Consider the following 13,272-nt stretch of genomic DNA (forward strand, 5'->3'; position numbering starts at 1 on the left):
AGCAACCAAAATTCCCTGCTTAGGGCTTTAAAAGCTATGTCGAAAAAATTATCTTTGCCTTACAAATGCAAACGACATGAAAAACACAAAAATTGTAGAAGTATTAAAAACCGATCCTGTACTGCAAGAAATCAGCGTGCAAGGATGGGTACGTGCCTTTAGAAGTAACCGCTTTATTGCTCTTAATGATGGTTCTACGATAAATAATATACAAGCTGTAGTTGACTTTGAAAACACACCACAAGAAATCTTAGATGAAATTAATATTGGCGCTGCGCTACATATTACTGGAACTTTAAAAGAAAGTGAGGGTAAAGGGCAAAAGGTAGAAATTGCTGCCAAAGAGATTACTATTTTAGGCAAAGCCAACTCTGATGATGTAAAAAAGACCATCCTTTCTCCTAAGCGTCACAGTCTAGAAAAACTTAGAGAGCAAGCTCACTTACGCGTACGTACCAATACCTTTGGTGCCATTATGCGCGTACGTGCCAAATTATCTTTTGCGGTGCACCAATACTTTAATGAAAATGGATTTTATTACGTAAACACGCCTATTATTACGGGTAGTGATGCCGAAGGTGCAGGCGAAATGTTTCGCGTTACTAACTTTGACCTAAACAATCCTGCCAAAGATGAGAATGGTAAAGTAAATTTTAAAGAAGATTTCTTTGGCAAAGAAACCAATCTTACCGTTAGCGGACAGTTAGAAGCCGAAACTTATGCAATGGGCCTTGGCCAAGTTTATACCTTTGGACCTACATTTAGAGCAGAAAACTCAAACACCTCAAGACACTTAGCTGAATTTTGGATGATTGAGCCAGAGGTTGCCTTCTGTGATTTAGATGGCAATATGGATTTAGCCGAAGATTTTATTAAATATGTTTTAGACTACGTACTTACTCATTGTGATGATGATCTCGCATTCTTAGAAAACCGATTAATTCAAGAAGATAAGGCAAAGCCCGAAAAAGATAGAGCGCCCATGCCTTTACGAGAAAAGTTAAAGTTTATTACAGAAAATAATTTCAAACGAGTAAGCTATACAGAGGCCATAGAAATTCTTAGAAATTCTAAACCCAATAAGAAAAAGAAGTTTGATTACTTAATTGAAGAGTGGGGTGCCGATTTGCAGAGTGAGCACGAACGTTATTTGGTAGAAAAACACTTTAAGTGCCCAGTAATTTTATTTGATTATCCTGCGCAAATTAAAGCCTTTTATATGCGTTTAAACGAAGACGGCAAGACCGTTAGAGCCATGGATGTTCTTTTCCCTGGTATTGGCGAAATGGTAGGTGGTTCGCAACGTGAAGAACGTTTAGAGGTACTACAAGCAAAAATGAAAGAGTTTAATATAGACGAAGAAGAGTTGTGGTGGTACCTGGATACCCGACGTTTTGGCTCTTGTGTTCACAGTGGTTTTGGACTGGGCTTTGAACGTTTGGTGCTTTTCGCAACCGGGATGAGTAATATTAGAGACGTAATTCCTTTTCCAAGAACACCCCAAAACGCAGAGTTTTAATAACGCTATAACAGGTCTAAGAATTAATTTTATTATTACGCTCAAGGCGGATTTAAACATAAAAAACCCAGTTCTCACTGGGTTTTTTATTTATACCTTCTTATTCAAATTTTTAAGATTTCTTATTTCTTCTTTTTGACTCTTCACCTGGCGTCTTAAATAAAACAACTCCGCAATCAGATAAAGCAATACAAAAAAATTTTGCAAATCTGTTGTTATTAAAGCTTTCCCCCACTCAAATCGTAACAGTAAAAAGCAAATAAAAAAGGCTCCTAAAGCTACATAGCGCGTATATTTTAGAAATTGCTCTAACATAAAAAACTTATTGGGGTTGCATCCAAGTTCTAAAATCTACTGCTTTTCCTATTATTTCACGCAATTGCGCAATAGGTACGCGCTGCTGTTCCATACTATCACGGTGTCTAATAGTCACTTGGTTGTCTTCTAAAGTATCGTGATCTATCGTAATACAAAAAGGAGTCCCAGCAGCATCTTGCCTTCTATACCTCCTGCCAACGGCATCTTTCTCGTCGTAAGTCACATTGAAATCCCACTGTAAATCTGCTACTATTTTTTCGGCTATTTCGGGTAAACCGTCTTTCTTCACTAAAGGCAAGATGGCTGCTTTATAAGGTGCCAATATAGCCGGTAATTTAAGGACGGTTCGTGTGGTGCCTCCTTCTAGTTCTTCCTGCTGCAAAGCACTAGAGAAAACCGCCAAAAACATACGGTCAAGCCCTATAGAAGTCTCTATCACATAAGGAGTATAATTCTTATTCAATTCAGGATCAAAAAACTGTAATTTTTTACCAGAGTGCTCCTCGTGGGCTTTCAAATCAAAGTCGGTTCTAGAATGTATGCCCTCCAATTCTTTAAAACCAAAGGGAAATTTAAACTCTATATCGGTAGCGGCATTGGCATAATGAGCCATTTTTTCATGGTCATGGAAACGATAATTATCTTTGCCTAAGCCCAAAGATTGATGCCAATTTTGTCTGGTTTCTTTCCAATACTCAAACCACTTGAGTTCTTCTCCTGGCCGAACAAAAAACTGCATTTCCATTTGTTCAAACTCGCGCTGGCGAAAAATAAACTGTCTTGCAACAATTTCATTTCTAAAAGCCTTACCTATTTGAGCAATACCAAATGGTATTTTCATACGCCCCGTTTTTTGCACGTTGGCAAAATTTACAAATATACCTTGAGCCGTTTCAGGTCGCAGGTATAAATCGGTAGCTGAATCTGCCGAAGCACCTAATTTAGTACCAAACATCAAGTTGAATTGTTTGACATCGGTCCAGTTTTTTGAACCAGTTTCGGGGCAAGCAATCCCAAGTTCTTCGATTAAAGCTTTAACATCGGCGAGATTTTCTTCGGTAAGTGATTTAGCTAAACGCTCCAACACTTCTTTTTGCTCTTTACGGTAACGCAATACACGCGGATTGGTGCTTACAAACTCATTTTCATTAAAAGCATCTCCAAATCGTTTCTTAGCCTTGGCAATTTCTTTCTCGGCCTTTTGGTTAAGCTTCTCTGCATAATCTTCTACCAAAACATCGGCGCGATAACGCTTTTTGGAGTCTTTATTATCAATCAAAGGATCGTTAAAAGCATCAACGTGACCCGAGGCTTTCCAAGTGGTAGGATGCATAAGAATCGCGGCATCTAAGCCAACAATATTTTGATGCATTTGCACCATGCTTTTCCACCAATAATCTTTTATATTTTTTTTGAGTTCTGCTCCGTTTTGACCGTAATCATAAACGGCACTTAATCCATCATAGATTTCGCTAGATGAAAAAATATAGCCATACTCCTTAGCATGGGCTATTACTTGTTTAAATGTATCTTGTTGTTTTGCCATAGCACAAAAATAGTAATATTATACCAATGTTTATCTTGTATTTTATAAGGTTTTTATTCTAGATTCAACTCTTGAGCGCCTACTTTACGGCCACCAAAAAATAAGTTGATTACATAGCGGCCCGCTATAAAATTTTCTTGTTCAAAATGCATACAAATATCAAGTGCCTTTTGCTCATAACTAAATTTATGCTTTAAAGAGTAAACCAACTTTTGAGTCCCCATTTTAATACTCGCCTTACTCCCGAGAAGATTGTTTTTAGGATTGATAATCTGAACATACATTTGATACTCTCTTGCGCTTGCCAAGTTATTGGCTTGAATTTGGGTGCAAATTTCTAAAACCCGGGTTTTTTTTGCTTCGCGAATTGATTTACTCCCTGGCCTGGCTGATGCCTTCGCCTGCACTTTATATTGCCCAAAATGCAGTTGTGAAGCATCTTCTAATTGCCGACTGAGCAATTGGTTTTCTTTAAAAAGTGAATCGCTCTTTTTTTGCTCGCGCAACTGGGCTGCTTGTGCCAATACCACATCGTCTTCTAAATTGCGCTTCATAGCCTGGAGACTATCAACTTGCTTTTGCAACTTGTTGGTTTTTTGTTTGTATTTAATGGCTATTAATTCGACTTTCGAGAGTTGTTGCAAATCAATTTGTTGTACATCTAAACTATCTAACAAACCCTTGATTCGGTCGGCGTCTTTTTGCACCTGATTCTTTAGCTCTTTATTCTCTTGAATTACCTGCGCATATTGTTCGCGCAAAGCATCTAATTCGCTGCGCAAGCGTTCTTTTTCCTGTGCTATAATAGCCAAGTTCTTTTTGTTTTCTTGATAAAAATTTAGAGTAAAAAACACAGAGATTATCAAGATCCCAGCAAGCATTAGCATGAGTACCTTGAGTATGTTTTTATTATTCTGAATATTCATAACCCTCTCTTTTCAAGAATTTTGCGTAAATTAAACAAGCCTAATGAAATGCATTCAATCTTGTTATTAAATTTTCTATTTCCAAAAACCTGCGCCTGCTGTTCACAGTACCTTCTTTACAGAGAACAGGTAGTTTGTTTGGCTTGTCATTATTTATTACCGATGGCCAGTGCACAATTAACCAACGAAAATACAGTAAAAAAAGTATTTTCAGGAAGAATACCTGTAGAGAATGCCTGTAGCTTGTTTATTTTTGAGAAAAACTCGTTGGTACAACATTTAATGCATGAGTTAAAGTACAAAGGCCGGGTTGAAATTAGTTTTTATTTGGGAAAATGGTTGGGCGTCATTCTAAGTCAATTGCCCGCTTACCAGCATATTGATTATGTAATTCCCATACCATTACATAAGCGCAAATTGGCAAAGCGAGGCTATAACCAAGTAGCCGGATTTGGGCAAGAAATAGCAAAAGCGCTTGGTACAAATTATACGCACCAAGTACTCATAAAAAACAATCCGTCTCAAACACAAGTTTTTAAAGATAGATTTGCCCGTGCCCAGTTACAGCATCATTTGTTTGCTTTAAATGATGCAGACCTGCTCAAAAACAAACATATTTTACTGGTAGATGATATTATCACTACTGGTGCAACCTTAGAAACTTGCGCTAAAAAATTACTCGATATACCCGGACTCAAAATTAGCATTGCCAGCATGGCATTAACTATTTAATTTTAACACTTTATTCATTTTATCAAGCAATAGGTTCATTTATTTCAAATAACTAATTTTTTAACACAAAAAAAAATTAGTAAAAAAGTACAAGACAATTTCTTCACATTTTTTTTAATCGGCTCTAGCACCCATCGCTAATATTCTTAATTTTTATTTATAATTAATCTAGATAAAGTCATACATTTGCATTTATTTAGAATAAATTTAAGTAACAAATGAGGGTTTTCCTTGTACTTTTTATCACGGGACTTAGTTTTTTAAGCTTGCAGGCGCAAGAGTTGACCAATTTAAGAAACCTAACAGGACAGGTAGTCTTTAAAGATGGTAGCCCAGTGGTATCGGCACTCATTTATATTCCTGCAAATGCTAAATCGTCGTATTCTGATGAGCAAGGCTATTTTAGTATTTCAGGCATAGCCTCACAAGAATACGAAGTCATCATTCAGCCTTTTGGACAAAAAGAGATACGCCTCACAGTCGATTTAAGCGAGCATTCCGACAATCTTTATATAGCGCTCCAACAAGAAACCAATTTCGCTTTAGAAGACGTTGTAATAAAAAGCAAATCTAAAATCCGCGAGAGCAAAGAAAAGGGCTATAATATAGAGGTGGTGAACACCCAAGCCTATACTGTTCAAAATGTAGTCGCCAGTGAGCTATTAGATCGATCGGCGGGAGTAAAAATAAGACAATCTGCAGGATTGGGCTCTCATATCGATTTTAACTTAAATGGTCTTACAGGAAACTCTGTCCGTATTTTTATAGATGGAATCCCACTGCGCAATTACGGAAAGGCCTTTTCTTTAAACAACATACCCCCCAGTATGATTGAACGAATTGAAGTATATAAAGGAGTGTTACCGGGACACCTTACCGAAGACGCTTTAGGTGGCGGCATTAATATAATTCTAAAGAAAGAAAAAAAGAACAAGCTTTCGGTTGCTTATAGTTATGGCTCTTTTAATACCCACCAGGCCGATGTGAACGCTAATTTATTTGATAGTAAAACCGGACTTAATGCTCAAATAGGCGCCTTTTATGCTTACACCGATAATAATTATGAGGTTTACGGAGACAACGTTTATGTTATTAATCCGCAAACGGGTAAAGTTAAGTATGTTAAGGCAGAGCGTTTTCACGATAGTTATGAATCTAAGGGTATTCAAGCCAATTTAAGTATACGCGACAAATCTTTCGCAGATGAGTTGAGTCTAGGTTTGTTATTTTCTGATATGGATAATGACATACAAACCGGGGCTACCATGGATGTGGTTTATGGCAATAGAAGGTCTGAGCGCGACACCCGTATGATTAACTTAAAATACGAAAAAGACAACTTAATCTTACCCAATCTAAGCGCAAAAACCTTTGTATCTTATTCTCAAACCAACCGTAAAGTTATAGACACTATCCCTTATATGTATAATTGGTTGGGCGAGATTGTTCGAGATCAAAATGGCAACCCGATTAATTGGAGAAACTCAGGAGGAGAGGCAGGTCCCGCTACGTTAGCCAATAATAACGAGAAGAACTTTGCCAATAGAACCGGATTAAGCTATGCTTTTTCTGATACCCAGAGTCTTAATGCTAACTTTTTTTATAATCAATTTACTCGGGATATAGACGACCCAAAATTACCTAAGGCCGAAAATGAACTGCTCGACACGCGCTTTTTAAGCAAAACCATTCTCAGCTTCTCTTATGAAGCCAAATGGTTGAATGAGAAACTCACCTCAACCTTATTTTTCAAAAATTATCACCAAAAAGTAAAACTTACAGACTACACCAAAAGACAAGACAAACTTACCGCCACTGCGTACGATAAAAAAATAAGCTTCAACGGCTATGGTGCAGCATTCTCCTATGCTTTGACCGATGAAATTTTGATTACCAGCTCGGTAGAAAAAGCCATACGTATGCCAGGGATATTTGAACTCTTAGGTAATACTTCAGAGAATATTTTACCTACCTACAACTTAAGACCAGAGAACAGCACCAATGTAAATCTAGGCGCAAGTTTAGGCAGCTTTAGTTTTAATAAACATCAGCTTAAAGCGGATATAAATTTTTTCTTAAGAGATATTAGCGATATGATTGTACGGGGAATTGCAAGTAATATCACCGATCAATACGGATTTGAAAATCTAGGTAAAGTACGCAGTACAGGGGTAGACCTTGAAATGAATTATAACTATGACCAGCGCTTTACACTTACCGCCAACCTTTCTAATTTTAATGCCCGCTATAATTTAAAGTACGATGAGTATGGCTCAGAATACATTTATTATGGCGACCGCTTGCGTAATGCTCCATTTCTAACGGGTAATTTATATGCCAATTATGAGTTTAAAAATTTATTTAAGCAAAACCACGGGCTCAATTTACACTACAATTTTGGCTATACGCATCGGTTTTTTAGAAACTGGGAAAGCCTAGCCAGTCAAGGTAAAGCTTATATACCCACACAAGCCGTGCACAGTGCAGGGGTGAATTACCGTTTTCCCGGAAACAAGGTTGTACTTGGCTTTGATGCCAAAAACATTACCAACGAGCATTTATTCGACAATTGGGCCCTGCAAAAACCAGGTAGAGCCTTTTATTTTAAAATAACCTATAACGCAATATAAACCTAAATAATATGATTTTTAAAAACACCTTTTTTAGTAAAAGTAAAATTAATTTGCTTGCCGCTATTGGCATTTCGCTTAGCTTGTTTAGCTGTGATTCTGATGATGATAACGGCAGCAAAACCACTCCGCCTGTTGGGAACCAATCCTATTACAATGTGGTTTTTGGTGTAAGTTCTGAAGGTAACTCGGGAACCTACGCACAGGCACTTGAAAACATCTCTGAGGGTAACATCAGTTTTAATGGTAAAGGTTTTGAAGTTCCTTCGGTAAGAACAGCTAGAATCTACGGATCTCCGTCAGGTGAATTTTTATATAACCTTAGCTATGGTGGCGGTATGATTTATAAATACCAAGTAAATGGCGGGTCTAATTATACCCAATTAGCCGAAACTAACGTTCAGGTAGCAATGGGTACCGCCTACCCGCGTTGGACAGTGGTAAGCAAAGACAATGCCTTGGTGCATACAATTAACACCGAAAACCAATACGATGAGAACGAGAACTATACCTACACTAAGTCTGAGGCGGTATTACAGAATATTGGTTTAGAGAATATGAGTTTAGAAGAAAAAAGCGTATTGGAAATACCAAGTTTTGAGGATAACTACCATATCTGGAGAATAGATAACCCGACTATCAAAAACGGAAAGGCTTACTATGGGGTGGCAATGCGCCAGTTTGATCCTGCTACGGGTGAAAACGTAAACCCAGAAACCTATAAAGCAACTACTATGGTGGTAGATTATCCTGAATTGACCAATTTACAATTTTTACAATCTGAAAATGCTCAAGGTTCTACTTATGGATACAGAACTCCTGTCTATCACGGTGACGAGCAAGGTGATATTTACCATTTAACTAGCAACCCTGCTAAGCTTTTAAAAATAAGTAACGAAACCTACGACAACACCTACTCATTTGATTTAGCTAATGCCTTAGGAATGGCCAAAGTGGGTGCAAACGGTTGGTTCTATGTAGGTAACGGAATCGGTTACGTTCCTTTTTACGATGCTAGCAAAGGTCGAGGAAAAGAAGAAGCCGCTTGGGGAGTAGCACGTATTGATATTTATAACCAAACAGCTACCAAATTAAACCTTCCTAATAACCTATGGATGTGGTACTACCAATCGGGTGTGGTAGGTAGAGATGGTAAATTTTATATGGCCATTACCCCATTAGGGCAAAAGGGAAACATCTATAAGTTTGATCCTAATAGCACTTCGCCAGATGCTTTTGAAGTTGGTGCACAGCTAGAAAACGGAGCAGATTCATTTTACTTAGGGGTTTATTAAAAAATACCCAAAACTAAAAACAAAAACCTGCTCTAAAAATGGAGCAGGTTTTTATAAAAGTCCGACTTTTACAATTATCAAAATTAGACATAACACATTATGAAACATTTACTTCAAATAAGCCTGATACTTTTTCTGAGTTTATCGGCAAATGCACAAGATAATATTTTTTGGTCTGCCGATTTCTGGAAACAAAATCCCGATATCACCACCATTGAAGCAAAAATAAAGGAAGGTAACAGTCCAACTGCTTTAAACTCTCGCGGTTTTGATGCCGTAAGCTACGCCATTCTTAATAAAGTTTCTAATGCTAGTATTAAATACCTTTTAGAGCTACCAGGAAACGAAGTAAATAAACTTACCCACGACAAACGCACCTATATTTTTTGGGCAGCCAATAAAGGCAATGTGGCCCTGCTCGATTATTTATTTAAAAAGGGAGCAAACCCAAAAGTTTTTGATAACCGCCTGTATAGCCCAATTATGTTTGCGGCACGGGCTGGACTTGAAAACACGGCGGTTTATGATATCTTAATTAAAAATGGAGTTGATCCAGCCTATGCAAATCCCAAAGGAATAAACGCTCTTTTAGTTTTGGCAGGGACGGCAAAAGACTGGTCAATTTTAGACTACTTCATCAAAAAAGGATTAATGTTAAATCATACCGACAACACTGGAAAAAATGCTGTCGATTATGCAGCGGTAACCGGTAATAAAAAAATAATGACCGAACTAATCCGTAAAGGAGTAGCTTATAAAGACATTAATAAAGATAATACCAATTTGTTTCATCAAGCAGCAAGCAGTAGCCGTGCAGGCGATAATAAACTTGAGTTTTTTAAATACTTGAATACTCTAGAGCTTGACCCGCATCAAAAAGATCAGGAAAACAAAAACATACTCCATTACCTGGCAAAAAATAATTCACACCCAGAAAACCTCGATTACTTTTTCTCTAGAAAAGTTGATATAGACGCTATAGATAATCATGGGAATACCGTTTTACTATATGCTGCTTCTCAAAATAATTTACCAGTGGTTAATTTTGTGCTAGACCACAGTAAAAGCATTAACCACACCAATAAAGCAGGTGAAAGTGCATTGACTTTAGCCGTGCGAAACAATGGCGCAGAGATAGTAGCGCTATTATTAGAAAACGGAGCGCATACCAATACCGTTAGTCAAGACCAAAGAACCCTACTGGGTCATTTGATTTCAGGATACTCAGCGCGGTCAAAAGAAGATTTTTATAAAAAATGGGAATTGCTTAAAGCTAAAAATCTTGACTTTAAAGCAAAACAAGGTAAAGGGAATACCCTATTGCATTTAGCTGCCGAAAAAGAAGACCTCAACTTGATCGACGCATTGTTGCAAGAGGGGGTTGATATCAACGCCCAAAATGACGAGGGAGTAACCTTACTTCATAAAATAAGCTTAACGGCAAAAGACAGCAAAATGTTGAAAGAATTAGTGAAACGCGGTGCCAACCCAAGCATTAAAACGCTTTTTGAAGAAACCGCCTATGACATGGCACGTGAAAACGAGCTGCTAAAGAATGAAAACATCCAATTTTTAAAATCATAAATCAAGTTATGCGAATCAAATCTGCAATACTTAGTATATTTCTATTAGCCTTAATGGCTTTTAACACCAACACTAGCTCCTCATACAAATGTCTCATTCAGTTAAAGAATTATGAAGGAGAAGGAGCTTATGTGGTAGTATCGGTGGTAAACCAAGCCAACGAATACCAAAAAACCTTACAAGTTTTAGGCGATGACTCAGAGTGGTACAAAGACCTTCCTCAATGGTATGCTCATTGGCAAAAAAAGACCGAAAGTATAGACGCTATAACGGGAGCCACCATAAGCGGTGGGGAGCGTGCCATAAAAATACTTGAAATACCCACACACAACATTGATGCAGGTTACAAGCTAAGATTTGAAACCGCTGTAGAAGATCAAGATTATTTTGCAACAGACTTGGAGTTTGAGCTCACCAAAGAAAACCTAAAACAAAAACAAGAAGGTAAAGGCTACATACGGTACGTACGCCTACTCGAACAAAAATAAAGCAACAAAAGTTAGACGAGCGCTTGTATGAGCATATCCCCTTGGAGATTAATTCACTTGGCCTTAGCCTGGGTAAGTTTTCTGTTTCTGGCATTGGCCAGTTTAACCGGAATCATACTCGGGCTAGCGCCTATAGATCAAAAGCTGCAACAACACAACCGCTTCTCCCTAGAAGATATTAGCCTAGCTAGCACGCTTGATAAGCTCAACCAATCTCAAGAAGAAATACTTTGGTTAGAGGTAGACAACAACGGTGGCGTATTGGCATCGGTGGTGAATGCCGAGGGTGAAAACCAAGAGGTTTTTATCAATCCGCTCACCGGGGAGGTTTTAGCGGTTAAAGAGCCCGAAAAACCTATCTATTTATGGGCAAAAACCCTACACCGCTCTTTATTCTTAAAATCTACGGGGCGTTTTCTTATCGGTTTAACTGCTTTTGTGTTGTTTTTTATCGCTTTAAGCGGAATTTTTCTCGTTAGTAAACGCCAAGGCGGATTTAAAAAATGGTTTAAACCCATAATTAAAGACAAATTTTATCCGTTATGGCATGCCCTCTTAGGACGTTGGTTATTGCTACCCATTTTAATTATCGCTCTAAGCGGAGCCTATCTTAGCTTAATTCAATTTAACCTCATCACCACCAGCGACGCACAACATCAATTAGATGAGCACAAATGGCAAGATAGCCAACCACAAAAAATAACTGAGTTTGCAATCTTTAATGAGACCGTATTAGGCGATTTAAAACGCTTAGAATTTCCTTTCTCGCCTTTTCCCGAAGATTATTTCAGTTTACAAACCCGCACACAACACTTTATAGTCAATCAGTTTAACGGGGAAATCATCAGTGCGCACACCTACCCTATAAGCCACGTTTTAGCACATTATAGTTTGGTACTGCATACAGGCCAAGGTAGTCTGGTCTGGTCTTTACTACTCATTCTGGCTAGTATAGGAATCTTGTTTTTTATTTATTCTGGCTTTAAAATTATGTGGTCTAGGCAATCGGGAAAAATTAAGAATCATTATGCGCTTAAAGATTGTTCCCACCTTATTTTAGTTGGGTCTGAAGGTGGTACTACTTTCAATTTTGCAAAAGCGCTTTACGCGGAATTGATCCGGCTGGGAGAGAAAGTTTACTTGGCAGAGATGAACCAAGTGCAACTAAACCCTAAACTTAAGCATTTAATAGTTATGACCGCCACCTACGGAAATGGTGAAGCACCTAGCAACGCTCAAAAATTTCTAAAACAGTTACAAAAACAGCATACATTAAATAAAATTGGTTTTACTGTTTTGGGTTTTGGTTCGAGAAGCTACCCACATTTTTGTGCATTTGCTAAAGAAGTGCAATCCGCTTTAAGCGAAACAAATTACTTTAAGGAAGAAATGCCTTACACTAGCATAAACAACCAATCTACCGAAGCTTTTAAAACTTGGATGATAGATTGGTGCAATAGGTTAAATATTCCTGCTAGAATACCCAAAAACATCGTCAAACCAAGAAAAATAAAGCAACAACAATTAATTTGCACGCAAAACATAAAAGAAGGACTAGGCTTAGACGCTAGCTTTTTACTTAGTTTAAAGCCCAAAGGGAGGTTAAAATTTAAATCGGGAGATTTGTTATCGATAGTTCCACCAGAAGATGAACGCGAACGTTTGTATTCTATTGGAAAATCTAAAGACAATGAAATGTTAATTGCGGTAAAACGACATGAATTTGGTGTAGTCTCTAACTGGCTGTATCAATTAAATATAAACAACGAGCTAAGCGCTGGTTTGGTGAAAAACAAAAACTTTCATTTACCAAAACGCGCAAAACAAGTTATAATGCTAGCCACGGGTACTGGTGTTGGCCCTTTTTTAGGTATGCTTCAGCAGTCCAAACAACAGGTATGCTTATATTGGGGTGGCCGCAATCAAAAGCAATTTTCTCCTTATCGAGAGCATCTAGAACGTGCCCAAAAAGAGGGTAGCTTATCTACTTTAAATTTGGCTTTCTCGCGTGAAACTAATCAAGAGAAATGTTATGTTCAAGACCTGTTGATGAGGGATGCCTCATTTATTGCCGAAGCGCTAAAAAACAAGGCTGTTTTTATGATTTGCGGCTCAGTAGTAATGCAGGAGGCGGTTTTAGCGTGTCTCAACAAAATTGCGCTCACGCATAACCAAAAAGCACTTTGCTATTATGAGAGCAGAAAACAGCTTAAAATGGATTGTTATTAAATATG

The 13,272-nt window shown here is 37.9% G+C and carries 9 protein-coding genes; 7 read left to right on the top strand and 2 right to left on the bottom strand.

The annotated features are described in order from the left end of the window. Window positions 1-76 precede the first annotated feature (76 nt). A complete protein-coding gene (gene asnS, locus FT993_RS05910) occupies window positions 77-1,519 on the top strand; it encodes an asparagine--tRNA ligase (protein ID WP_147861619.1) in 1,443 nt (480 codons plus the stop codon). Between the two features lie 322 nt (window positions 1,520-1,841). Here the strand turns inward: asnS and FT993_RS05915 are convergent, their stop codons facing one another. Next, window positions 1,842-3,383, bottom strand: a complete 1,542-nt coding sequence (locus tag FT993_RS05915; RefSeq protein ID WP_147861620.1) for a glycine--tRNA ligase — start codon at window positions 3,381-3,383, stop codon at window positions 1,842-1,844. Between the two features lie 53 nt (window positions 3,384-3,436). After that, window positions 3,437-4,309 (bottom strand): hypothetical protein, encoded by an 873-nt coding sequence (locus tag FT993_RS05920; protein ID WP_147861621.1) that lies wholly within the window; start codon window positions 4,307-4,309, stop codon window positions 3,437-3,439. A 48-nt stretch (window positions 4,310-4,357) separates the two neighbouring features. Here FT993_RS05920 and FT993_RS05925 point away from each other — a divergent pair, with 48 nt between their 5' ends. From FT993_RS05925 to FT993_RS05950, 6 genes are all read left to right on the top strand, one after another. Continuing rightward, a complete protein-coding gene (locus FT993_RS05925; protein WP_147861622.1) occupies window positions 4,358-5,041 on the top strand; it encodes a ComF family protein in 684 nt (227 codons plus the stop codon). 218 nt (window positions 5,042-5,259) lie between these two features. Next, window positions 5,260-7,671 (top strand): TonB-dependent receptor domain-containing protein, encoded by a 2,412-nt coding sequence (locus tag FT993_RS05930; RefSeq protein WP_147861623.1) that lies wholly within the window; start codon window positions 5,260-5,262, stop codon window positions 7,669-7,671. Between the two features lie 11 nt (window positions 7,672-7,682). Continuing rightward, a complete protein-coding gene (locus tag FT993_RS05935) occupies window positions 7,683-8,966 on the top strand; it encodes a hypothetical protein (RefSeq protein WP_147861624.1) in 1,284 nt (427 codons plus the stop codon). Window positions 8,967-9,065: 99 nt separating this feature from the next. Then, window positions 9,066-10,550: an ankyrin repeat domain-containing protein gene (locus FT993_RS05940; protein ID WP_147861625.1), complete on the top strand. Its 1,485-nt coding sequence runs from the start codon at window positions 9,066-9,068 to the stop codon at window positions 10,548-10,550. Between the two features lie 8 nt (window positions 10,551-10,558). Then, window positions 10,559-11,038 carry a DUF2271 domain-containing protein gene (locus FT993_RS05945; RefSeq protein WP_147861626.1) on the top strand — a complete coding sequence of 160 codons (480 nt, stop codon included), beginning with the start codon at window positions 10,559-10,561 and terminating at the stop codon, window positions 11,036-11,038. A 27-nt stretch (window positions 11,039-11,065) separates the two neighbouring features. Beyond that, the gene (locus FT993_RS05950; protein ID WP_147861627.1) at window positions 11,066-13,267 is read left to right on the top strand and encodes a PepSY domain-containing protein; all 2,202 of its coding nucleotides are present in this window, start codon (window positions 11,066-11,068) and stop codon (window positions 13,265-13,267) included. Window positions 13,268-13,272 lie beyond the last annotated feature (5 nt).

Origin of the sequence: Mesonia sp. HuA40, assembly GCF_008017835.1 — a bacterium.
Taxonomy (GTDB): Bacteria; Bacteroidota; Bacteroidia; order Flavobacteriales; family Flavobacteriaceae; genus Mesonia.

Coding starts and splice junctions, on each gene's coding strand:
- asnS (WP_147861619.1), top strand. CDS start 77: ATGAAAAACACAAAAATTGTAGAAGTATTAAAAACCGATCCTGTACTG.
- FT993_RS05915 (WP_147861620.1), bottom strand. CDS start 3,383: ATGGCAAAACAACAAGATACATTTAAACAAGTAATAGCCCATGCTAAG.
- FT993_RS05920 (WP_147861621.1), bottom strand. CDS start 4,309: ATGAATATTCAGAATAATAAAAACATACTCAAGGTACTCATGCTAATG.
- FT993_RS05925 (WP_147861622.1), top strand. CDS start 4,358: ATGCATTCAATCTTGTTATTAAATTTTCTATTTCCAAAAACCTGCGCC.
- FT993_RS05930 (WP_147861623.1), top strand. CDS start 5,260: ATGAGGGTTTTCCTTGTACTTTTTATCACGGGACTTAGTTTTTTAAGC.
- FT993_RS05935 (WP_147861624.1), top strand. CDS start 7,683: ATGATTTTTAAAAACACCTTTTTTAGTAAAAGTAAAATTAATTTGCTT.
- FT993_RS05940 (WP_147861625.1), top strand. CDS start 9,066: ATGAAACATTTACTTCAAATAAGCCTGATACTTTTTCTGAGTTTATCG.
- FT993_RS05945 (WP_147861626.1), top strand. CDS start 10,559: ATGCGAATCAAATCTGCAATACTTAGTATATTTCTATTAGCCTTAATG.
- FT993_RS05950 (WP_147861627.1), top strand. CDS start 11,066: ATGAGCATATCCCCTTGGAGATTAATTCACTTGGCCTTAGCCTGGGTA.